Annotated in this window: 26 protein-coding genes; 4 read left to right on the forward strand and 22 right to left on the reverse strand. The window is 60.6% G+C overall.

From position 1 onward, the window contains the following. From secY to ACH2CW_RS10960, 18 genes are all read right to left on the reverse strand, one after another. Positions 1 to 858 (reverse strand): preprotein translocase subunit SecY (gene secY / locus ACH2CW_RS10875; protein ID WP_395057966.1); only part of this gene is annotated, 858 nt, incomplete at its 3' end. Between the two features lie 18 nt (positions 859 to 876). Then, on the reverse strand, positions 877 to 1,308 hold the full coding sequence (gene rplO, locus ACH2CW_RS10880) for a 50S ribosomal protein L15 (protein ID WP_395057968.1): 432 nt from the start codon (positions 1,306 to 1,308) through the stop codon (positions 877 to 879). A gap of 12 nt (positions 1,309 to 1,320) precedes the next feature. Beyond that, complete coding sequence (rpmD, locus tag ACH2CW_RS10885; RefSeq protein WP_077592479.1) at positions 1,321 to 1,503, reverse strand: 50S ribosomal protein L30; 183 nt, start codon at positions 1,501 to 1,503, stop codon at positions 1,321 to 1,323. 11 nt (positions 1,504 to 1,514) lie between these two features. Then, a complete protein-coding gene (gene rpsE / locus ACH2CW_RS10890; protein ID WP_188709721.1) occupies positions 1,515 to 2,033 on the reverse strand; it encodes a 30S ribosomal protein S5 in 519 nt (172 codons plus the stop codon). Positions 2,034 to 2,050: 17 nt separating this feature from the next. Then, positions 2,051 to 2,416 (reverse strand): 50S ribosomal protein L18, encoded by a 366-nt coding sequence (rplR, locus tag ACH2CW_RS10895; RefSeq protein WP_395057971.1) that lies wholly within the window; start codon positions 2,414 to 2,416, stop codon positions 2,051 to 2,053. 11 nt (positions 2,417 to 2,427) lie between these two features. Next, the gene (gene rplF / locus ACH2CW_RS10900; protein WP_395057973.1) at positions 2,428 to 2,961 is read right to left on the reverse strand and encodes a 50S ribosomal protein L6; all 534 of its coding nucleotides are present in this window, start codon (positions 2,959 to 2,961) and stop codon (positions 2,428 to 2,430) included. A 24-nt stretch (positions 2,962 to 2,985) separates the two neighbouring features. After that, positions 2,986 to 3,381, reverse strand: a complete 396-nt coding sequence (rpsH, locus tag ACH2CW_RS10905) for a 30S ribosomal protein S8 (RefSeq protein ID WP_395057975.1) — start codon at positions 3,379 to 3,381, stop codon at positions 2,986 to 2,988. A 17-nt stretch (positions 3,382 to 3,398) separates the two neighbouring features. Beyond that, the gene (gene rpsN / locus ACH2CW_RS10910; RefSeq protein ID WP_296919828.1) at positions 3,399 to 3,704 is read right to left on the reverse strand and encodes a 30S ribosomal protein S14; all 306 of its coding nucleotides are present in this window, start codon (positions 3,702 to 3,704) and stop codon (positions 3,399 to 3,401) included. 7 nt (positions 3,705 to 3,711) lie between these two features. Beyond that, positions 3,712 to 4,287: a 50S ribosomal protein L5 gene (rplE, locus tag ACH2CW_RS10915; RefSeq protein WP_395057977.1), complete on the reverse strand. Its 576-nt coding sequence runs from the start codon at positions 4,285 to 4,287 to the stop codon at positions 3,712 to 3,714. Positions 4,288 to 4,289: 2 nt separating this feature from the next. Next, positions 4,290 to 4,610, reverse strand: a complete 321-nt coding sequence (rplX, locus tag ACH2CW_RS10920; protein ID WP_296919824.1) for a 50S ribosomal protein L24 — start codon at positions 4,608 to 4,610, stop codon at positions 4,290 to 4,292. Positions 4,611 to 4,619: 9 nt separating this feature from the next. After that, positions 4,620 to 4,988, reverse strand: a complete 369-nt coding sequence (gene rplN / locus ACH2CW_RS10925) for a 50S ribosomal protein L14 (protein WP_007869247.1) — start codon at positions 4,986 to 4,988, stop codon at positions 4,620 to 4,622. A 325-nt stretch (positions 4,989 to 5,313) separates the two neighbouring features. Next, a complete protein-coding gene (locus tag ACH2CW_RS10930) occupies positions 5,314 to 6,900 on the reverse strand; it encodes an FAD-dependent oxidoreductase (protein WP_395057981.1) in 1,587 nt (528 codons plus the stop codon). A gap of 136 nt (positions 6,901 to 7,036) precedes the next feature. Next, on the reverse strand, positions 7,037 to 8,794 hold the full coding sequence (locus ACH2CW_RS10935) for an ABC transporter substrate-binding protein (protein WP_395058009.1): 1,758 nt from the start codon (positions 8,792 to 8,794) through the stop codon (positions 7,037 to 7,039). Positions 8,795 to 8,989: 195 nt separating this feature from the next. Beyond that, entirely contained in the window at positions 8,990 to 9,298 is a 309-nt protein-coding gene (locus ACH2CW_RS10940) for a DUF2160 domain-containing protein (protein WP_395057983.1), read from the reverse strand. Positions 9,299 to 9,331: 33 nt separating this feature from the next. Beyond that, entirely contained in the window at positions 9,332 to 10,144 is an 813-nt protein-coding gene (locus ACH2CW_RS10945) for a carbohydrate ABC transporter permease (RefSeq protein ID WP_395057985.1), read from the reverse strand. Then, entirely contained in the window at positions 10,141 to 11,031 is an 891-nt protein-coding gene (locus tag ACH2CW_RS10950) for a carbohydrate ABC transporter permease (protein ID WP_395057987.1), read from the reverse strand. The genes ACH2CW_RS10945 and ACH2CW_RS10950 overlap by 4 nt, the downstream gene beginning before the upstream one ends. A gap of 82 nt (positions 11,032 to 11,113) precedes the next feature. After that, positions 11,114 to 12,190: an ABC transporter ATP-binding protein gene (locus ACH2CW_RS10955; RefSeq protein ID WP_395057989.1), complete on the reverse strand. Its 1,077-nt coding sequence runs from the start codon at positions 12,188 to 12,190 to the stop codon at positions 11,114 to 11,116. 1 nt (position 12,191) lies between these two features. Continuing rightward, on the reverse strand, positions 12,192 to 13,265 hold the full coding sequence (locus tag ACH2CW_RS10960) for an ABC transporter ATP-binding protein (protein ID WP_395057991.1): 1,074 nt from the start codon (positions 13,263 to 13,265) through the stop codon (positions 12,192 to 12,194). A 187-nt stretch (positions 13,266 to 13,452) separates the two neighbouring features. On the opposite strand from ACH2CW_RS10960, the gene ACH2CW_RS10965 reads away from it, so the two are divergent. From ACH2CW_RS10965 to proC, 4 genes are all read left to right on the forward strand, one after another. Further along, entirely contained in the window at positions 13,453 to 14,232 is a 780-nt protein-coding gene (locus tag ACH2CW_RS10965) for a DeoR/GlpR family DNA-binding transcription regulator (protein WP_395057993.1), read from the forward strand. After that, positions 14,229 to 15,746, forward strand: a complete 1,518-nt coding sequence (glpK, locus tag ACH2CW_RS10970) for a glycerol kinase GlpK (RefSeq protein WP_395057995.1) — start codon at positions 14,229 to 14,231, stop codon at positions 15,744 to 15,746. Before ACH2CW_RS10965 ends, glpK begins: the two co-directional genes overlap by 4 nt. 63 nt (positions 15,747 to 15,809) lie before the next feature. Beyond that, positions 15,810 to 17,009 (forward strand): esterase-like activity of phytase family protein, encoded by a 1,200-nt coding sequence (locus tag ACH2CW_RS10975; RefSeq protein WP_395057997.1) that lies wholly within the window; start codon positions 15,810 to 15,812, stop codon positions 17,007 to 17,009. 5 nt (positions 17,010 to 17,014) lie between these two features. Continuing rightward, positions 17,015 to 17,857, forward strand: a complete 843-nt coding sequence (proC, locus tag ACH2CW_RS10980) for a pyrroline-5-carboxylate reductase (protein ID WP_395057999.1) — start codon at positions 17,015 to 17,017, stop codon at positions 17,855 to 17,857. A gap of 78 nt (positions 17,858 to 17,935) precedes the next feature. Here the strand turns inward: proC and ubiA are convergent, their stop codons facing one another. From ubiA to recG, 4 genes are all read right to left on the reverse strand, one after another. Next, entirely contained in the window at positions 17,936 to 18,886 is a 951-nt protein-coding gene (ubiA, locus tag ACH2CW_RS10985; RefSeq protein WP_395058001.1) for a 4-hydroxybenzoate octaprenyltransferase, read from the reverse strand. Positions 18,887 to 18,892: 6 nt separating this feature from the next. Beyond that, positions 18,893 to 19,417, reverse strand: coding sequence for a Dps family protein (locus ACH2CW_RS10990; protein ID WP_395058003.1), 525 nt, complete (start codon positions 19,415 to 19,417; stop codon positions 18,893 to 18,895). Between the two features lie 116 nt (positions 19,418 to 19,533). Then, complete coding sequence (locus ACH2CW_RS10995) at positions 19,534 to 20,517, reverse strand: LysR substrate-binding domain-containing protein (protein WP_395058005.1); 984 nt, start codon at positions 20,515 to 20,517, stop codon at positions 19,534 to 19,536. A gap of 531 nt (positions 20,518 to 21,048) precedes the next feature. Beyond that, on the reverse strand, positions 21,049 to 22,541 hold a 1,493-nt coding region (gene recG / locus ACH2CW_RS11000; protein ID WP_395058007.1), incomplete at its 5' end, for an ATP-dependent DNA helicase RecG.

A 22,541-nucleotide genomic window follows, 5' to 3' on the forward strand; every position in this document is an offset into this window, starting at 1 on the left:
CGCTGCTGAAGCTGGAAGCAAAATTAAACTCGATGCAAAAATGGCTGGAATAACCCCAGCCATGTTTAATTTTAATGGCAAATGTTGCGCCTGATTGACATAACCCTGTCGGCCGCCGCTACGTCCGGCATAATTAACCGTAATTCTACGTTGCCCGCGCTCCATAAACACGACAAAACCAGTGACAGCGATCGCCAAAGCGCCGACGAAAATAACAGCCAACCAGTTAAGTTGATCCTTCGCCGCAAGCTCAAACGTGCCAGCGACAGCTGCTGGAAGACCAGCTACGATCCCTGCAAAAATGAGCATTGATATACCGTTGCCAATACCACGCTCAGTGATTTGCTCGCCCAACCACATCAAAAACATGGTTCCAGCGGTCAGACTCACAACAGCCGTCATCCGGAAACCAAAACCAGGAGCCAGCACAAGGCCAGGTGAGCTTTCCAGCGCAATCGCAATCCCCATAGACTGGAACAGTGCAAGACCCAAGGTCCCATAGCGGGTGTACTGGGTGATCTTCCTGCGACCAGCTTCGCCTTCCTTTTTCATCTGCTCGAATGTCGGCACGACATAAGTCAGCAGTTGCATGATGATCGACGCCGAGATATACGGCATGATTCCCAATGCAAACACAGTGAACCGGGACAAAGCCCCGCCGGAAAACATATTGAAAAGACTCAATATGCCGCCCTGCTGGCCCTGAAAAAGTTGCTGCAATTGGGCAGGATCAATGCCCGGAACCGGGATATGAGCACCCACACGGTAAACCACCAGCGCAAGCAGCAAAAATACAAGCCTGTTGCGCAGATCACCGAACTTGCCGGTCTTTGCAATTTGTGCGGAGCTGGTCGCCACTGATCTTTATCCGTCTAATTAAGCGAATGTGCCGCCAGCAGCTTCAATCGCAGCTTTTGCACCCGCCGTCGCGCCAATACCATTGAGCTTGACAGCTTTGGTCAGGGCGCCCGACTTGATGACTTTGACATTTTTAGCAATCTGACCAACGAGTCCTGCGGTCTTGAGCGCCAGCAGATCCACCTCAGCCAAGCCAAGCTTCTCCAGGGCACCCAGTGTTACCTCAGCATTGAATTTGAGCGACTGCGACTTGAAGCCGCGTTTTGGCAAGCGACGCTGCAAAGGCATCTGACCGCCCTCAAAACCGACCTTGTGATAGCCGCCAGCGCGGGACTTTTGACCCTTGTGACCGCGACCAGCCGTTTTACCCAGGCCCGACCCAATGCCACGACCAACGCGACGCTTGGCATGTTTTGCGCCTTCAGCAGGCTTGATTCCGTTTAGTTCCATCATAAGCTCCGCTTACAGCACCTTGACCAGGTAGCTGATCTTGTTGATCATGCCGCGCACAGCAGGCGTGTCCTGAAGCTCGCTCTTGCTGTTGATACCGCGAAGGCCCAGACCGCGCACGGTGGCACGATGGGACTCCTTGGTGCCGATCGGGCTGCGAACCAGGGTCACAGTGAGTTTTTTCTCTGTCGTCATTGAGTACCGCCTTAGCCGAAGATCTCTTCGACTGATTTGCCACGCTTGGCCGCGATGTCCGAGGCGGTCGTGGAGTTGTTCAGAGCGTCCATCGTTGCACGCACCATGTTGTAGGGATTGCTGGAACCATGGCTCTTCGCCACGATGTCAGTAATGCCCATCACCTCAAACACTGCGCGCATCGGGCCACCGGCAATGATGCCGGTACCTTTGGCTGCAGGCATCATCATGACGCTGGCTGCACCCCAATGACCGAACACGTTATGGTGAATCGTGCCGTTCTTCAACGACACCTTGGTCATGTTGCGACGAGCCTCTTCCATGGCCTTCTGCACAGCAGCAGGCACTTCTTTCGACTTGCCCTTGCCCATGCCCACGCGGCCATCACCGTCACCAACAACCGTCAGCGCAGCGAAACCGAGGATACGGCCACCTTTAACAACTTTGGTCACGCGGTTGACCGCGATCATTTTTTCCTTCAGACCATCGTCTGGAGCGTCATTGTTCGATTTTGCTTGAAACTTAGCCATACTTAATTCCAGTCTGCTTAGAACTGCAAGCCAGCTTCGCGAGCAGCCTCAGCCAGCGCTTTGACGCGGCCATGGTACGCAAAGCCAGCGCGGTCAAACGCTACTTTTTCCACACCTGCCGCTCTTGCCTTTTCGGCAATGCGCTTGCCAATGGCCTGCGCAGCAGCAACGTTTGCACCCTTGCCCGAAGCACCGAGATCCTTGCGGACTTCGGCTTCCGCGGTCGAGGCGGATGCAAGAATTTTGGCGCCGTCGCCAGAAATAACGCTGGCGTAAATGTGCAAATTGGTACGGTTGACGGTCAGACGGGCAACGCCTTGCGTGGCAATGCGGATGCGGGTCTGGCGTGAACGACGAAGGCGCTGCTCTTTTTTGGTCAACATGATGCAGCTCCTTATTTCTTCTTGGTTTCTTTGATCGTGATCTTCTCATCCGCATAACGGATGCCCTTGCCCTTGTAAGGCTCAGGAGGACGAACAGCACGGACTTCGGCAGCGATCTGGCCAACGCGCTGGCGATCCGAACCCCTGATCACCACCTCAGTGGGAGTCGGCGTCGTCGCGGTGATGCCGGCAGGCATGTCCATGATGACGGGGTGCGAATAACCTACGGTCAGGTTCAGCTTGGCGCCTTGGGCCTGGGCCTTGTAACCCACGCCCACCAAGCTCAGCTTTTTCTCAAAACCCTTGGTGACACCGGTGACCATGTTGTTGACGAGCTGTCGCATCGTCCCGCTCATGGCATTGGCTTCACGCGAGTCATTGGCCGGCACAAACGTCAGCTTGCCGGCATCATTCTTGATGGTGACCAGCGCGTTTTGCGTCAGCGCCAGGGTGCCGAGGCCGCCCTTGACATTGATCTGGTCGTCTTTCATCGCCACGTCGACACCCTGGGGCACGACAACTGGCATTTTTCCTACACGAGACATTTCAGTTACTCCTCAATGTCGCCGTTAAGCCACGTAGCAAAGCACTTCACCACCGGTACCGGTAGCGCGCGCCTTGCGATCTGTCATCACACCCTTGGGGGTCGTGACGATGGCAACACCCAAGCCATTCATGACCTGGGGAATGGCGCCGTGGCCTTTGTAGACGCGAAGACCTGGACGACTGACACGCTCGATGCGCTCAATCACAGGTTTGCCGGCGTAATACTTCAGGGCGATTTCCAACTGGGACTTGCCGTCGTCAGTTTTGACGGAGAAGCCATCGATATAGCCCTCATCCTTCAACACCTGCGCGATGGCGACTTTGACTTTTGACGATGGCACCAGCACAACGGCTTTTTCAACCATTTGTGCATTGCGAATGCGCGTCAGCATGTCGGCAATAGGATCACTCATGCTCATTTGTAGTTCTCCTATGCTTACCAGCTTGCCTTGGTGATACCGGGGATATCACCAGCAAAAGCCAACTCGCGGATCTTGGCGCGAGCCAGACCGAATTGACGGAATGTGCCACGCGGACGACCGGTGATCGCACAGCGATTGCGCTGGCGGGTCGGGTTCGCATTGCGGGGCAACTTTTGCAGCTCCAGACGGGCCAGATGACGCTCTTCATCGGAGCGCTTGGCGTCGTTGGATGTTGCCTTGAGTTCTGCGTATTTCTTGGCGAACTTGGCCGCGAGTTTCTCGCGCTTCAGTTCACGTTGCAATAAAGCCTGTTTTGCCATGTCCGCCTCAGTTCTTGAACGGAAAACGGAAGCCGGTGAGGAGCGCCTTGCACTCTTCGTCGGTCTTAGCCGTGGTGGTGATGCTGATATTGAGACCGCGCAAGGCATCCACCTTGTCGTATTCAATTTCAGGAAAAATGATCTGCTCTTTCACGCCGATGTTGTAGTTGCCGCGACCATCGAACGCACGACCGGAAATGCCGCGGAAGTCACGGACGCGCGGCAGAGCCACGGTCACGAAACGATCCAGAAACTCATACATCTGCACGCCACGCAGGGTCACCATGCAGCCGATCGGCAGGTCTTCGCGGATCTTGAAACCGGCGATAGCCTTTTTGGCCTTGGTGACCACAGGTTTCTGGCCGGCGATCTTGGTCATGTCGCCAACAGCGTTGTCCATAACCTTCTTGTCAGCAACAGCCTCACTCACGCCCATGTTGAGCGTGATCTTGGTGATGCGGGGAACCTGCATCGGCGACTTATAGCCGAACTTTTCCATCAACGCAGGAGCGATTTTTTCGCGGAACTGAGCCTGCAGGCGGGCCTGCGCAGGCGCAGCGTGGGTAGGTGCGGTTTTTGCCATGTCTATGCAACCTTGATTTCGTCGCCACTGGACTTGAAGACGCGCACTTTTTTGCCGTCAGCCAGAAGCTTGATGCCAACACGATCGGCCTTGCCGGTTGCCGCATTGAAAATAGCCACGTTGGACTGGTGAATCGGCATGCTTTTTTCAACAATGCCACCAGTAGCACCCTTGAGAGGGTTGGGCTTGGTGTGCTTTTTAACCAGGTTGATACCCTCAACCAGCACATAACTGTCGTCCTTGCGGAGCGTGATCGTGCCGCGCTTGCCCTTGTCACGGCCCGCGATCACGATGATTTCGTCGCCTTTGCGAATCTTGTTCATGGCGTGTCCTTACAGAACTTCGGGAGCCAGAGACACGATCTTCATGAACTTTTCGGTGCGCAGTTCGCGCGTGACCGGTCCGAAGATGCGGGTGCCGATAGGCTCCAGCTTGGCATTAAGCAACACTGCTGCGTTGCCATCGAATTTGACGAGGGAGCCATCGCCACGGCGAATGCCCTTGGCAGTACGAACGACCACAGCACTGTAAACCTCGCCTTTTTTGACGCGGCCACGCGGAGCGGCTTCTTTGATACTCACCTTGATGACATCACCAACGCTGGCGTACCGGCGCTTGGATCCGCCCAGCACCTTGATGCACATCACGGATTTGGCACCCGTGTTGTCAGCAACATCGAGTTTGGATTGCGTTTGAATCATTTAAATTAGTCCCAACTTGCACCGGCGCCCCTTCCTTACAGAAAGCTTGCCAGTCAGTCTTGGGCCCGTCGTCCACATCGCAAACCACTTGCAATGCTTCCGTTAGGCAGAATTCTCAGCTTTTTACAGCGAAGCCCACGATTATGTGCAAATATTGCACCCTTGTCAACACCCTTCGACACCCCAAGCGACCCCCATCGTGGCAATTTCACGACTTTTGAGGTGTTTCAGCGCTTAACCCTTGTCAGCGTTAAGGATATCGCTATAAATTCAGGAGCAAAACGACGCGTTGCCGCCCCGCCGCGCGCAAGGCTACCGACTGGTGTCAGTCCGGAAGGGTCAGATATTGGTCGGCCAAGACCAAAAACTCCTGCAACCGGGGGTGCGGCTGACCCTCCTGCTCAAGCAAGTTCGCCACCTCGGCAGCCAGCGATTTGGCAAGTGCGGCGTCAAGAAATAGCAGGCGTGAGCGCCGCGCAAGCACGTCCTCGACGGTCCTGGCATATTCGTAACGGGCGGCAAATCGCACCATCGCCTCCGTGAGCCCGCCGCCCAGTACGCGGTTCGCCCCCGGCAAGGCCAAAACGCCTCCCACGTCGCTGCCGTACAAATGAAGACCCGGTGCCTCACTGATTCTGTGTTCCGACGATTGCGCACCCACCAGTTTGAGATCGGCGGTCACACCGCCAGGCCGTTTTGCCAGCAGACCTCTGGCAAAACAGTTGTCCAGCACATCCTCGGCCATGGCGCGGTAGGTTGTCCACTTGCCGCCGGTCACGGTGACCAGTCCGCTTTTGCTGACCAGCACCGTGTGTTCACGCGACAGCGCCTGGGTGCGATCACCATCGTCTTCCGGCGGTTTGACGAGAGGTCGAAGTCCCACCCAGATACTTTTGATATCGGCTGGGCCGGGCGACTTGCTGAGGTAGCGCCCCGCCTCGCCCAGAATGAAGTCCACCTCCTCCCGGAAGGCCAACGGCTCTCGCGCCAGATCATTTCGCGGCGTGTCGGTGGTGCCGAGGATCGTTTTGCCCAGCCAGGGTACGGCGAACAGAACGCGGCCGTCCGCCGTCTTCGGAACCAGCAAGGCATGGTCCGTCGGCAAAAACGCACGGTCCACCACGATGTGTACACCCTGACTGGGCGCGACCATGGGCCGGGCCTCGCGCCCGATGGCTTGGCCGTCCAGCACACGCAACTGGTCGACCCACACGCCTGCGGCATTGACAATACATTTGGCGTTAAGCCTAAGTGTCTGCCCACTTTCCTGATCGGCCACATGCAAGCCCACCAGTTTGCCCGCTTCATGGATGAGTCCCGTGGCTGCACAGTAGTTGACCAGCAAGGCGCCCGCCCGCGCCGCGCTGCGCGCCAGCGCCATCGCCAGACGAGCGTCGTCAAACTGGCCATCCCAGTATTTGACCCCCCCTTTGAGACCTGCTTGTCGGGCCGTCGGCAGATCGCGCAAAGTCTCCGCGCGGCTCAGAAATTCAGTGGCGCCCAGACCAGCTTTGCCCGCCAGCGCGTCGTACATTTTCAGACCAATGCCATAAAACGGAGCTTCCCAGAACTTGTAGGAAGGCATGACAAAAGGCAGTGGTTGCGCCAGGTGGGGCGCATTGGCCAGCAAGCGGGTTCGCTCATGCAAAGCCTCCCTGACCAAAGAAATATTGCCCTGTGCCAGGTAACGAACGCCGCCGTGCACCAATTTGGTGGCACGGGAGGATGTGCCCTTGGCAAAGTCATGTGATTCGACCAGGACCACCGAAAAACCACGAGCCGCCGCGTCCAGCGCCACGCCCAGTCCGGTGGCTCCTCCGCCGATGATGGCGATATCGTAGGTATGGGGCGCCTTCAGGCGTTCTATCAGGTCTGCGCGCTGCGTCGGCAACGCCGGAAATTCAAAAGTCATTGGCGCCATTGTCCATCTCCAAGGAAACCCCTGCGCAGGTGTCGCCTCTTGGCTTCTTTGTGAGGGGGTGCGTGCAAACGCGGTTTACACGCACCCTCGCCTTCAAGCATGCGGGCCGGGCCCGCATGGCCGCACGTTAGCGGACCTTGCCATCCTTCCAGGCCTGCAGCAACTTGTCGTAGTTGATGGTTTCGCCCTTAGGCTTTTCGTTGGACAGTTTCTTCCACGGGGCGCCGGTGTCGCTGAGGTACTTGGCCGGATCACCCTTGGCATTGAGCTTGGGCGCACAGCGCTCCATGCCGGCGCGCTCAAGACGGCTCATGACCTGGTCCATTTCCTCGGCCAGCGTGTCCATCGCCACCTGCGGTGTTTTTTCACCGGTCACAGCCTGGGCCACGTTTTTCCACCAAAGCTGCGCGAGCTTGGGGTAGTCAGGCACGTTGGTTCCCGTAGGCGACCAGGCAACACGCGCCGGGCTACGGTAGAACTCCACCAGTCCGCCGAGCTTGGGCGCCATATCGGTCATCGCTTTCGACTGGATGTCGGACTCCCGAATCGGCGTGAGTCCCACGATCGTCTTCTTCAGCGATGTGGTCTTGGCAGTCACAAACTGCGCATAAAGCCATGCGGCGGCCGTGCGGTTGGCGTCGTGGTCCTTGAAAAATGTCCATGAGCCAACGTCCTGGTAGCCGTTTTGCATGCCCTGCTTCCAGTACGGGCCGTTCGGGCCGGGTGCCATGCGCCATTTGGGCGTGCCATCGGCATTTACGACCGGCAGACCCGGTTTGATCATGTCGGCCGTGAAAGCGGTGTACCAGAAGATCTGCTGCGCAATCTGCCCCTGCGCTGGCACTGGGCCGGCTTCACCGAAGGTCATGCCGGTGGCTTCCTTGGGGGCGAATTTCTTCATCCAGTCCACGTACTTTGTCAGGGCATATACCGCCGCTGGCGAATTGGTCGCACCACCGCGCGAGACCGACGCGCCCACCGGCGTGCATTTGTCGTCCCCCACGCGAATGCCCCATTCGTCCACGGGCAACCCGTTGGGGTTGCCGATGTCGGCGGTGCCGGCCATCGACAGCCAGGCATCGGTAAAGCGCCAGCCGAGCGAAGGGTCCTTCTTGCCGTAGTCCATGTGGCCGTAAACAGGTTTGCCATCGATGGTCTTCACGTCGTTCGAGAAGAAGGCGGCGATATCCTCGTACGCCGACCAGTTGAGCGGCACACCCAGGTCGTAACCGTATTTGGCCTTGAATTTTTCCTGCAGATCCGGCTTGGCGAACAAGTCCGCGCGGAACCAGTAGAGATTGGCGAACTGCTGGTCGGGCAACTGGTAAAGCTTTTTGTCAGGACCGGTGGTAAAGCTGGTGCCGATGAAGTCCTTCAGGTCGAGGCCAGGATTGGTGAACTCCTTGCCAGCGCCTTCCATGTAGTCGGACAGAGCCAAAATCTTGCCATAGCGGTAGTGTGTGCCGATCAGGTCCGAGTCCGAAATCCAGCCGTCATAAATTGACTTGCCGGACTGCATGGAGGTCTGCAGTTTTTCAACCACGTCGCCTTCCTGGATCAGGTCGTGCTTGACCTTGATGCCGGTGATTTCCTCGAAGGCTTTGGCCAGCGTTTTGGACTCGTACTCATGGGTGGTGATGGTTTCCGACACCACGGAGATTTCGCTGACGCCCTTGGCCTTGAGCTTGGCCGCGGCATCGATGAACCACTTCATCTCTGTTGCTTGCTGGTCTTTGGTCAGCGTGGAGGGCTGGAACTCGTTGTCAATCCATTTTTTCGCGGCATCGGACACCGCGACAGCAGGTGCAGCGGCGGGCGCAGGCGCAGTCACCGCGGGTGGTGCTGCGGCAACAGGCTCTTCCTTTTTGCCGCAGGCGGTCAACATCAGCGCGGCAGCGCCGATGGCCGACAGTGTATATATCGAGCGTTTCATGGGGCCACCCCCGTTGTGTGTATCGCAGCCAGGGCCGCGGCATTCAGATCAAAGTTCACGTTCGTCTCCTCATAGGCTTCCCGCTTTTCTCCCTGGCGCGCCGGCGGGGAAGGGTTGCCGCGCGCCTGTCTCCTGAACTCAGCGTCGCTAGCCTTTTCTGAGAATTACGCCCAAAAGCAGCATCGACGCAATAAAACTGATCCATATCGACACATCGGTCTGCAGCCCCAACCAAACCGCCAGCTTGCCGCTGATGCCGATAAAAATCAGGTTGACGTAGGCAGCGGTCAGCAGGCCGATAAACAAGCGGTCACCGCGCGTGGTCGCCATCGGCAGAAAGCCGCGCCGCAAGGTGGTCGGCGACTTGAGCTCCCAAACCGTCATGCCAAACAGCATCAGCACGATGCAGGTAAAAAACACTGCCACTGGCAGCGTCCAGGCCATCCACTCAAACATATTTATTTCTCCTCATGACTGGTGTCTCGCGCATCACACCCTGCCCATCGCAAAACCCTTGGCGATGTAATGCCGCACAAACCAGATCACGATGGCGCCGGGCACGATAGTCAGCACGCCTGCCGCCGCCAGCGTCGCCCAGTCCATGCCCGAAGCCGACACCGTACGGGTCATGGTCGCCACAATCGGCTTGGCGTTGACACTGGTCAACGTGCGGGCCAGCAGCAGTTCGACCCAACTGAACATGAAACAGAAGAACGCCGCTACGCCAACGCCAGCCTTGATCAGCGGCAAAAAGATACGTACGAAAAAGCGCGGAAAAGAGTAGCCGTCGATGTAGGCGGTTTCGTCGATCTCGCGCGGGATGCCGCTCATGAAACCCTCCAGAATCCAGACGGCCAGCGGTACGTTGAACAACAGATGCGCGAGCGCCACAGCGATGTGTGTGTCCATCAGACCCACCGTGGTGTAGAGCTGAAAAAAGGGCAGCAAAAATACCGCCGGTGGCGTCATGCGGTTGGTGAGCAGCCAGAAGAAAACATGTTTGTCACCAATGAAGCTGTAGCGGGAAAACGCATACGCCGCAGGCAAGGCCACCGTGATCGAAATCACGGTGTTGATCGCCACATAAATCAGCGAATTGATGTAACCCGAATACCACGACGGATCAGTGAAAATAGTCTGGTAATTGGCCCAGGTGAACTGTTGCGGGAAAAAGGAAAAGCTCGACAGGATTTCCGCATTGGTCTTGAAGCTCATGTTGACCATCCAGTAGATGGGCAGGAGCGCAAAAATAATATAGGCGATCAGGAACAAGGACCGCTTGTGGAAGCGTTTTTCATTCATGACGTCACCTCCTTGGTCTGGGTGCCCACGCGCTGCATCCAGTTATAGAGGATGAAACACAGCAGCAGGATGATGAGGAAATAAATCAGCGAAAACGCCGCCGCAGGCCCGAGGTCGAACTGCCCCACGGCCTTCTGCGTCAGGTACTGCGACAGGAAAGTTGTGGCATTGCCCGGACCGCCGCCGGTCAGCACAAAGGGCTCGGTGTAAATCATGAAGCTGTCCATGAAACGCAGCAACACGGCAATCATCAGCACGCCGCGCATCTTGGGCAGCTGGATGTAGCGGAACACCGCAAACTTGCTGGCACCGTCAATACGCGCCGCCTGGTAATACGCGTCAGGAATGGAGCGCAGGCCGGCGTAACACAACAGGGCCACCAACGGCGTCCAGTGCCAGACATCCATGACCAGCACGGTGATCCAGGCATGCAGCGCATTGCCGGTGTAGCTGTAGTCGAAGCCCATCTTTTGCAGCAGCATGCCCATCAGCCCGATATCGGCGCGACCGTAGATCTGCCAGATGGTACCGACCACGTTCCAGGGAATCAGCAAGGACAACGCGACCAGCACCAGCACCGCCGATGACTTCCAGCCCTGCGACGGCATGGACAGCGCCAGCGCGATGCCGAGCGGAACCTCGACCGCCAGCACCGCGAATGAAAACGTCAGTTGCCGCCATAACGCGGCGTGCAGGTCCTCGTCGCGCATGACGGCGGCAAACCACTCGGTGCCAACAAACACGCGCCGCTCCGGCGAAATGATGTCTTGCACCGAGTAGTTGACCACGGTCATCAGAGGCAGGATGGCCGAGAAGGCCACGCAGATGATGACCGGTAACACCAGCAGCCAGGCCTTCTGGTTGACGGGTTTGGTGGTAGTGCTCATGATGCCGCCACGTTTGTCGCCGGGGCGGCTGCACTGCCCCCCAGAAGGGCCTTCGCTTGCTTGAAGCGGTTCTGCGCTGTGCTCATGCAACAAGCTCCTCGTTCTTGTAAAAACAGGTGTGGATGCCCAACACCTGCAACCAGACGGTGTCACCCACCTGCGGCAGCGGCACACCGGCGTGGAGGCGGGCCTTGAGCACACTGTCACCGACATTGGCGGTGAGCATCAGGTGGGTGCCAACGTCCTGAGCGCGCATCACCGTCGCAGGCAGAGCACCGGTCGCGCCACTGGCAGCGAGGGTGAGGTATTCGGGCCGGATGCCAAGTTTGTAGTCCCCCGCCGGCAACTCCCGACCCGCCGACATGGGCAGGGTATGACCGGCGATGGCCAAGCGGTCGCCATCAGCACGCGCAGGAAGGAAATTCATGCCCGGCGAGCCGATGAAGTGCCCCACAAAAGTGTGCTGGGGGCGCTCAAACAGCGCGTCGGCAGAACCGATCTGCACGGCCCGGCCGCGGGTCATGACAACCACTTGCTGGGCAAAGGTCAGGGCCTCGACCTGGTCATGCGTGACATAAATCAAGGTCAGCTTGAGCTCGTGGTGAATCTGCTTGAGCTTGCGACGCAGCTGCCACTTCAGGTGAGGATCAATCACCGTCAGAGGCTCATCGAACAGCACCGCAGACACATCGGGCCGCACCAGGCCACGGCCCAGCGAGATTTTCTGCTTGGCATCGGCGGCCAGACCTGCGGCGCGCTGATTGAGTTGGCCGCTCATCTCCAGCATCTCGGCGATTTCGCCGACGCGTTGCTTGATTTGCGCCTCTGGCATCTTGCGGTTACGCAGCGGGAAAGCCAGATTTTCCGCCACTGTCATGGTGTCGTAAATCACCGGGAACTGGAACACCTGTGCGATGTTTCGCTCCTGCGGCGTGGCGTGTGTCATGTCGCGGCCGTCGAAGCGGACCGCGCCTTGCGACGGCGCCAGCAGGCCGGAAATCAGGTTGAGCATGGTGGTCTTGCCGCAACCCGACGGACCCAGCAATGCATAAGCCCCGCCATCCTCGAAAGTCATTTGTAGCGGCAGCAGCGCGTAGTCGGCGTCCTCCCGCGGATCGGCCTTGTAGGCATGAGCGAGGTCCAGATCGATACGCGCCATTTCAAAACCCTCCCTGGCGCTGCGGCGCTACCAGCAAAGCGCCGCCGGCATCAAACACATACACCTGCGAAGGTTGCAGGTACAGCGAAAGCGCCGCACCGAGCTCGAAGAAATGCACGCCGGTGAGCTGGGCGACCAGCTCGCCCACGGCGGTACTCACATGCACAAAGGTATCGGAACCGGAGATCTCCGCCAGCTCCACCTTGCCAGCCAGTGTGATGTCACCGTCGCGCCGGCTCTCGCGCAGCGCACTGGCGCGCACGCCTACCGTCACCGACCCGGTTGCACCGGCGGGCAAAACCATCGCCAGGTCCGGACCGCCCACCAGTTGCACTCCCTGCGCAGTCACGACGGCGGCCATCAGGTTCATGGGCGGGTCACTGAACGCGCGCGCCACCCGCAGCGATTTCGGTGCGTGGAAAACTTCTGCGGTTGGGCCGTATTGCAGCAGTTCACCACCGTCCAGAACAGCCGTGTAGCCGCCCAGCAGCAGGGCCTCACCGGGCTCGGTCGTCGCATAAATAACGGTTGAATCACCGGCCGCAAACAACTGGGTCAATTCCTCGCGCAGCTCCTCACGCAGCTTGTAGTCCAGATTCACCAGCGGTTCGTCGAGCAGCATCAGCGGCGCACCCTTGGCGAGCGCACGCGCCAGCGCCACGCGCTGTTGCTGGCCACCCGAGAGTTCGGCCGGATAACGGTCCAGGAACATCTCGATATGCAGCCGCCCGGCAATCTCGCGCACGCGCTGGTCTATGTTGTTTTCACCGCGCAGCTTCAGCGGAGACGCGATGTTGTCGGCCACCCGAAGCGAGGGATAGTTGATGAACTGCTGATACACCATGGCCACATTGCGTTGGCGCACCGGCATGCCGGTCACATCGGCAGCATCGACACACACCCGGCCCGTGCTGGGCACATCGAGTCCGGCCATGATGCGCATCAGGCTGGTTTTGCCGGCTTGCGTGGCGCCCAGCAATACCGTGACTTCGCCGGTTCGCGGCGCCAGATCCATGTTGTAAAGCCATGTTTCTGCGCCCACTTTTTTGCTGATACCTTCGAGTAAAAGCTGCATCACGCACCTTTCCTGTCAGGGCCTTCAGGCGCGTCGTTCAAACGGAATGCTGGGTTCAAGGTGAATTTCTGAGGGTTCGTATTTTTTCTATTCTTATTCCTTTATGCGCGTTTTGAATACATGATTTCCCTTATTTGTTTCTTTTTGTTTCGATATAAAGTCGTTTTACTCTGACGCAAAATAAGCTGTGAACTCCAATCCCCGGCAACTCAAACTTCTCGACGAGGTCCGCACGCGCGGTTCTGTCACCGTCGAACAACTCGCTGACGTCCTCGCAGTCACGCTGCAAACGGTGCGCCGGGACGTGCAGCGCCTGTCTGAGGCGGGCCTGCTGGCGCGCTTCCATGGCGGTGTGCGTGCGCCGAGCTCCACGATTGAAAACCTGGCCCATCGACAGCGAGAAAGCCTTAACGCCGACGGCAAGGCGCGGATCGCGCGCGCTGTCGCCGCCGAAGTGCCTGACAACTGTTCACTGATCCTCAACATCGGCACCACCACCGAGGCGATCGCCCGGGCGTTGCTGCACCACAAGGGCCTGCGCGTCATCACCAACAACCTCAACGTCGCGGCCATCCTGAGCAGCAACTCCAACTGCGAAGTGATCGTGGCCGGTGGTGTGGTGCGGCCGCGTGACCGAGGCATCGTTGGCGAGGCGGCGGTCGATTTCATCCGGCAGTTCCGGGTGGACATCGCACTGATCGGCATTTCCGGCATCGAAGCCGATGGTTCTCTGCGTGACTTCGACTACCGCGAAGTCAAGGTGGCGCAGACCATCATTTCCCACGCGCGCGAGGTCTGGCTGGCAGCAGACAGCAGCAAGTTCAACCGGCCCGCGATGGTCGAGCTGGCCACACTCTCGCAAATCAACCGGCTGTTCACCGACCAGCCACCGCCCGAGCCCTTCCCGGCCTTGCTGGCTGAAGCCGGTGTCAGTTGCGACATCGCCCCCACTGAAGAAGCACCATGACCACTTCGACAAGCTCAGGACAGGCCTACCTGCTCGCCCTGGACCAGGGCACCTCCAGTTCGCGCAGCATCGTGTTTGACGAACAAGGCCATATCGTGGCACTGGCGCAGCAAGAGCTGCCACAGATCTACCCCCGGCCCGGCTGGGTCGAGCACGACCCGATGGAGATCTGGCGCACGCAGTTGGCAACCGCGCGCGAGGCGCTGGCCAAGGCAAAACTCAAGGCTGGCGACATCCGCGCGCTGGGCATTACCAACCAGCGCGAAACCACGGTGCTCTGGAACCGCAAGACTGGTCAACCGGTACACCACGCCATCGTCTGGCAGGACCGCCGCGCCGAAGCCACCTGCGCGCAACTGCGCGAAAACGGCCAGGCTGATCTGATTCAGTCCAAAACCGGGCTGCTGATCGACGCCTACTTCTCCGGCACCAAACTCAAATGGCTGCTCGACAACGTGCCGCAGGCCAGGGCCCAGGCCGAACGTGGCGAGCTTGCCTTCGGAACTGTGGACAGTTGGCTGATGTGGCAGCTCTCGGGTGGCACGCTACACGCCACCGACGTCACCAATGCCTCGCGCACGATGCTGTTCAATGTGCGAAGCAACCGCTGGGACGAGGAGTTGCTGGCGCTGCTGGACATCCCGCCCTCGCTGATGCCCGAGGTGCGGCCGTCCAGCGCGCACTACGGCGAGGTGCTGCCCGATCTGCTGGGCGCGGCCATCCCGATTGCCGGCGTGGCCGGCGACCAGCAAAGCGCGCTGTTCGGGCAGGCCTGCTTCAAGGAGGGCATGGCGAAGAACACCTACGGCACCGGCTGCTTCATGCTGATGCACACCGGCAACAAATTTCAAACCTCGCACAACGGCCTGCTGACGACCAGCGCAGCGCAGGTGACGCCGCAGACTGAATATGCCTTTGAGGGCAGCGTGTTTGTCGGCGGCGCTGTCGTGCAGTGGTTGCGCGACGGCCTACATGCGATCAAGGGCAGCGGTGAGGTGCAGGCCCTGGCCGAAAGCGTGCCGGATTCCGGCGGTGTCATGGTGGTGCCGGCCTTCACCGGCCTGGGCGCGCCCTACTGGAAGCCCGAGGCCCGTGGCACCATCACCGGCTTGAGCCGCGGCACCACACTGGCGCACATTGCGCGGGCTTCGCTCGAAAGCATTGCCTACCAGAGCGCGGCCCTGCTGCAGGCCATGAGCCGCGACGCGGTCGCCGCAGGCGCCGCACCCGTGGCCGAACTGCGCGTCGACGGCGGGGCCTGCGTCAATGATTTGCTGATGCAGTTTCAGGCCGACCTGCTGGGCATCCCGGTGGTGCGGCCGGCCGTGACAGAAACCACCGCCCTGGGCGCAGCCTACCTCGCAGGGCTGTCCAGCGGCGTTTATCAAAATACAGAACAGCTGTCTGCGCTGTGGCGCAGCGAGCGCCGCTTTCTGCCGACGCTGGACGCCAGCCGCGCCGCCGAACGGATGGCACGCTGGGAACATGCGGTGCGGCAGACCGTGGCGCTTTAGGCTCCGGGGCCGGGGCCGGGAGTTTGTCACTCGGCGTCCTTGCCCCGAGGCTAGACTCGCGCCATGTCCAGCCACCCCGATCTCCTCCCGCCCGCATCCAGATGGACCCGGCGCCAGGCGCTGCGCTACGGCGCAGCAGCCGCTGTGGCCCTGGCCGGGCTGCCGCGCGCCGATGCAGCGCCAGCTTCATCGTCACCGCCACGCACCCGCTTGCGGCTGATCGGCGAGGCACGCATGCCGCACCGGCTTCAATTTGAGGGAAGCACCGTCGGCGGCTTGTCGGGCATCGATTACGACGACACCAGCGGCCTGTATTACCTGCTCAGCGACGACGGCTCGGCCATCAACCCGGCGCGTTTTTACACCGCGAGCATCGCCATGCAAGCCCAAGGGCTGGGCGAACCCGAACTCAGGAGCGTGACTTTTTTGCGCCAGTCCGACGGCAGCACTTACCCGGCGGCGCTGCGGGGCATTGACGTCCCCGACCCGGAGTCCATCCGCTGGCGCGCAGCCAGCCAGAGCCTGCTCTGGACCAGCGAGGGCCATGCCCTGACAGGTGCCGCACCGGCACTGCGTGAAAGCCGTACCGACGGCACGCTGCTGCGCGAATTCACGCTGCCTCCGATGTTTGACTTTCATCTGAGCCAGGGGCCGCGCATCAACAGGACGCTGGAAGGCCTGGCCCTGAGCCCCGACGGCAGACGCGCCTGGATTGCGATGGAAGCGGCCTTGCGCCAGGACGGTCCGGTCCCGACAGTGCAGGTCGTCGGCGGGCCCTGCCGTTTCACCGAAATCGATCTGTCCAGCGGCCACATCCTGCGTCAGATTGCCTATGTTCCCGATGCCGTTCCGGGCGCACCGGTGCCGCCCGCCACCCAGGCCGACAACGGCGTGACCGAGATCCTGATGCTGGATGCCGAGCGCATGCTGGTGCTGGAGCGGGCCTACATGGCGGGGCACGGCCCCACCACAAGCAACTCGCTGCGTCTGTACCTGATCGATACCCACACCGGATCAGACACCCTGGGCCTGCCGACACTGCACTCGGGTGGCTACAGGCCCGTCGCCAAAGTGCTGCTGGCCGACTTTTCGGCATTCACTGGCGCGGGCATCGGCCCCCGGCTAAATCGCCTCGACAATACCGAAGGCATGTGCTGGGGACCCCGGCTTGCCAGCGGCAACCGCAGCCTGCACTTCATCAGCGACGACAATTTCAATTCGCGCCAAATCACCCAATGGCTGGCCTTTGAATTTTTTGACTGAACACCATGACTTCACCACAACACACAGAAACAACAGGCCATGGCATCGCCTTCATCGGTGGCGGCAACATGGCCAGCGCCATCATCGGCGGCCTGCGCAAGCAAGGCATGCCGGCCAGCCAGATCCAGATCGTCGAGCCGTGGGCCGCGCAGCGCGCCAAACTCGACGCGGAATTCGGCATCGCGGCGCAGGCAGAACCCGGCCCCACACTGGCGTCGGCTGGTTTGGTGGTCTGGGCCGTCAAGCCGCAGACCTTCCGGCAGGCCGCGCTGCAGGCGGGGCCCCACACCGGCCAGGCGCTGCACCTGAGCGTGGCGGCCGGCATCCGCTCGGGCAGCATCGCCGGCTGGCTGGGCACCGAACGCATCGTGCGCGCCATGCCCAATACCCCGGCGCTGGTGGGCAAGGGCATGACCGCCCTCTTCCCCCGGCCCGCCGTCACGGCAGCGGACCGGTTGGCGATCGAGCGGGTCATCCAGACCACAGGCAAACACCTGTGGCTGGCTCAGGAACAAGCGCTTGATGCCGTGACCGCCCTGTCAGGGTCAGGACCGGCCTATGTGTTTTATTTCATCGAGGCCATGGTGCAGGCGGGCAGCGAGATGGGTCTGAGCCGTGCACAGGCGCACCAGTTCGCGGTCGAAACTTTTGTCGGCGCGTCGGCGCTCGCACAAGCATCGAGCGAGCCGCCCGAAACCCTGCGTGAACGCGTGACATCCAAAGGTGGCACCACCCACGCGGCGTTGACCGCCATGGAGCAAGCCGGGGTGAAGCAGCACTTCGTGCAGGCCATGCACGCAGCCCGGCAACGTGCTGCAGCGCTGGGTGACGAGTTCGGCGCTGACTGAGGTTCTTGAGAGAAATGTGGCCTCAGCCCATAAGCAGCAGGCGCTAGCAGCTATACTTTTTATAGCTAAATAAGGTGTCTAGCGGCCGGCCAGCGCATATGACAGCGCAATGCCTCCAAACACGGTGAATCCCAGCCAGTGGTTCAGGCGAAAGGCCTTGAAACAATCGTCCCGGCCGCGTTTGCGGATCAGCCATACATGCCAGAAAGCTTGTCCGAGTGCGATCGTGATCGCTATGAAATAAATAGCTGCTTGCGCAATATCCTTGAGGGCTACAGCCCAAACAGACAGATAAATCAGGTAACTGGCCAGCACCGCTGCCACATCAAAGCGCCCCAGCGTGATGGCCGAGGTTTTCATGCCAATCTTGAGATCATCGTCCCGGTCGACCATGGCGTATTCGGTGTCGTAGGCAATCACCCAGAACAGGTTGCCCAGCAGCAGCAGCCAGGCCAGCGCTGGCACGCGCGACTGCACGGCGGCAAAAGCCATCGGGATGCCGAAACTGAAGGCCACGCCCAGCACCGCCTGCGGCATGGACACAAACCGTTTGGCATAGGGGTAGACCACGGCGACAGCCAGCGCAGCGAAAGACCAGGCGATGGCGGCGGTGTTGGTCGTGAGCACCAGGCCGAAGGCCATCAGCGCCAGCACCGCGCCTAGCAGGAGCGCATCCCGGACGGGCACCGCACCACGCGTGACCGGGCGCTGGGCCGTGCGTTTGACGTGGCGGTCAAAATCACGGTCGGCCACGTCGTTGAGGCAGCAACCAGCGCTGCGCATCAGAATGGTCCCGAGCGTGAAGACCAGGATCAGGTGCCAACCCGGAAAACCATGCGAAGCGACCCACAACGCCGACAGTGTGGGCCACAGCAGCAGCAGCCAGCCCGCCGGGCGGTCCCAGCGGATCAGTTCGAGATACAGGGCCCCCACGCTTTTCACCTTGCGTAATGCGCTGCCCCCCGAGGGGGCTGTGCTTGCTTGGGGCGGCCCTGCGCTGCGCATGTCGGCGTCGTCGGAACCGCTCACGCTGGCTTAGTCCTCAAGCAGCGAGCGCAGCATCCACGCAGTCTGCTCATGCACGGTCAGGCGCTGGGTCAGCAGGTCGGCCGTCGGCTCGTCACTGGCCTTGTCAGCCAGCGGGAACAGTTCCCGCGCGGTGCGGGCCACTGCCTCGTGGCCCTTGACCAGAATACGCACCATCTCCAGCGCCTGCGGCGGCTTGACCGGCACGTCCGGCAGCGAGGTCAACCGGCCGAACTCCGCGTAGGAGCCGGGCGCGTGATAGCCCAAGGAACGGATGCGCTCTGCCACCGGGTCCACCGCATTCCACAATTCGGTGTACTGGGTCATGAACATCAGGTGCAGCGTGTTGAACATCGGCCCGGTCACATTCCAGTGGAAATTGTGCGTGGTCAGGTAGAGCGTGTAGGTGTCCGCCAGCAGGCGGCTCAGGCCCTGGGTGATGGCCGCCCGGTCTTTTTCACTGATACCGATGTTGATGGGCGGTGCGCCGGTGCGGCTGACGGGCGAGGCTTTTTTGGGAGCAGATTTGGCCATGAAAAATTCCTTTCAATAACTTCAGGTTTTACTCTAAGCAATCAGGGCGCACGGTGCAACAGTCAAACTGCATCGCCTTGATAGACATCACGAAACACCGGGTCAGGGCGGCGCCCTCAGGACAGGCGCGCCACCCCCGGCAGTTCGCAGGCATAAATCGCGTTGCGCAAGGCCGCGATCGCTTCATACCGCGTGAAGCTGCGGCGCCAGGCCAGCACCACGCGCCGAGTCGGCACATGGCCTTCAAAGGGCAGGTACTTGATGTACGAGGGCAACTCGGGGACTTGCCTGCCTTTTGACTTCGGTGGCGGTTTTGCCACTGGAACCGGCAAAAGGGCATCTTTGGGCACACTCAAACGCGGCACCAGCGTCACCCCCATGCCAGCAGCCACCATGTGTTTGATGGTCTCCAGGGACGAGCCTTCAAAACTCTTGCGTATGCCTTCGGCGTTGCTGGAAAACCGCGCAAACTCCGGGCAGACCTCCAGCACATGATCGCGAAAGCAATGGCCGGTACCCAGCAACAGCATGGTCTCCTTTTTCAGCTCGTCGGCGGTGATGCTGCTGCGCGCCGCCAACGGATGGGTGCTTGGCACGGCGGCCATGAAGGGCTCGTCATACAGCGGCGCAATCGCCAGGTTGGTGTCGGGGAAGGGCTCGGCCAGGATGGCGCAGTCGATCTCGCCGGTACGCAGTTCTTCGAGCAGCTTGACGGTGAAGTTTTCCTGAAGCATCAGCGGCATCTGCGGTGTGAGCGCAATCGCCTGGCGCACCAGATCAGGCAACAAATACGGGCCAATGGTGTGAATCACGCCCAGGCGCAAGGCGCCCGCCAGCGGATCCTTGCCGCGCTTGGCAATCTCGCGGATGCTGTCGGCCTGTTCCAGCACGCTCTGCGCCTGGCGCACGATTTCTTCGCCCAGCGGCGTCACCGTGATCTCGTTGGCGTTGCGCTCGAACAGCTTGACCTGCAGCTCTTCCTCAAGCTTCTTGATCGCCACGCTGAGCGTCGGCTGCGACACATGGCAGGCCTCTGCGCCCTTGCCGAAGTGTTTTTCCCGGGCGACGGCCACGATGTATTTGAGTTCGGTGAGCGTCATGGGCTTATTGTGCGGCTTTTCGCGCGCTCGAGACAGATGTTCGACCGCAAGCCATCGGCGAATCAAGGCGTCACGCTGCATTTGGGGCTTGCAACTGGCAGTAGGTCCAACTCCCCACTCCCAACCCCCCGCCCTTCCCTCGCCCCGCTGGGCGAGGGAAGGGTGCCTCATTTGGCCGCATGTGCTGCGCTCGCGTGCAAACATGACGGTATGTTGGGATTCCCGTGCATGAAGCGCTACGCGCTCCATGCAATCCGGAGGGGGTTCGGTATTAGTGTTCTTCTCTGCCGCTCCACCCGTCGGGCTGGGCCGAGGAGCACAGCCGAAAACGGATCAGGGCGAGCGATTGTCTGAGGCGCTAGCCGAGTTCTAGCTCGACCCCGTTTTCGGTGAGCACCGCAGGCTGCCCGCAGCGAAGCGGAGGGACCCAGACCATCGGGTCGCCCTTTTCTTTGCTCACTTTCTTTTTGGCGACGCAAAAAGAAAGTGAGTTGCCGCCGGGCAACCCCCGGCTTGCCGGCGTACCAACAGTCACGCCTTCAAAAATTCCGCCTTCCCCCCCAGCCACCGCAAGATATGCCGGTGCGCCAAATCCGGATACTTGTCCAGCATCACCGGCGCCAACGCTCGCGCCCAGGCCAGCAGCTCGGAGTCTGTAGCGAGGTCGGCAAAACGCAGCAAGGGCGCGCCGGACTGGCGTGCGCCCAAAAACTCGCCCGGCCCGCGAATCTCCAGGTCGCGTCGGGCGATCTCGAAGCCGTCCTGCGTCTCCACCATGGCCCTGAGCCTGGCCCGCGCGGTTTCGCCCAGGCGCGGCGCCTCGCCGGTCGAATACAGCAGCACGCAGGCCGAAGCCGCAGCACCGCGCCCGACCCGGCCGCGCAACTGGTGCAGCTGGCTCAGGCCAAACCGTTCGGCGTGTTCGATCACCATCAGTGAAGCGTTGGGCACATCGACGCCGACCTCAATCACCGTGGTGCTGACCAGCACGCCGAGCTGGCCGCTGGTGAACAGCGCCATCACCGCCTTTTTCTCGGCCACCGGCATGCGCGAATGCAGCAGGCCGACCTGGGTGCCGGGCAAGGCCGCCGTCAAGGCTTCGTGCGTCTGGATGGCATTAATCAGGTCCACCGATTCACTCTCTTCAATCAGCGGGCAAACCCAGTACACCTGACGGCCTTCAGCAAGCTGGCCGCGTATGCGTTCGACCACCTCGTCACGCCGGGACTCGGCCACCACTTTGGTGACGATGGGGGTGCGGCCTGGCGGCAACTCGTCGATGGTGGAGACATCCAGGTCGGCGTAATAACTCATGGCCAGGGTTCTGGGGATCGGCGTGGCAGTCATCATAAGCAGGTGAGGTTCTCGGCCACCCTCGGTCATCTTGGCTCTCAACGCCAGCCGCTGCGCCACGCCAAAGCGGTGTTGCTCGTCGATGATGGCCAGCGCCAGGCTGTGGAACTCCACTTTGTCCTGAATGATGGCGTGCGTGCCGATCACCAGGCCGGCCTCGCCGCTGGCAATCAGCGCCAACATCTCGCGACGCTCTTTGGTTTTTTGGCTGCCCGTGAGCCAGGCGGTCTTGACACCCAGCGGCTCCAGCCAACCGATGAGTTTGCGAAAGTGCTGCTCGGCCAATATCTCCGTGGGTGCCATCAAGGCGCATTGCCAGCCCGCGTCAATGCAAATGGCGGCAGCCAGCGCCGCCACCACGGTTTTGCCACTGCCCACGTCACCCTGCAGCAGGCGGTGCATGGGCACGATTTGGGCGATGTCTTGAGAAATCTCGTCACACACCCGCCGCTGCGCCGCTGTCAGCTTGAAGGGCAAGGCGCTCCATAGCTGCTGGTGCAGGCTGCCGACTTTTTTGCGCTTCAGTGGCGGGGCACGCAACACATCGCGCGCACGTTTGCTTTGAAGCTGCGAGAGTTGTTGCGCCAAAAGCTCTTCAGCTTTGAGCCGCTGCCAGGCAGGGTGGCTGTGGTCAGACAGCGCGTCCAGCGATACGTCTGGCTCAGGTTGAT

Source organism: Polaromonas sp. (genome assembly GCF_043778355.1).
Lineage (GTDB): Bacteria > Pseudomonadota > Gammaproteobacteria > Burkholderiales > Burkholderiaceae_C > Polaromonas.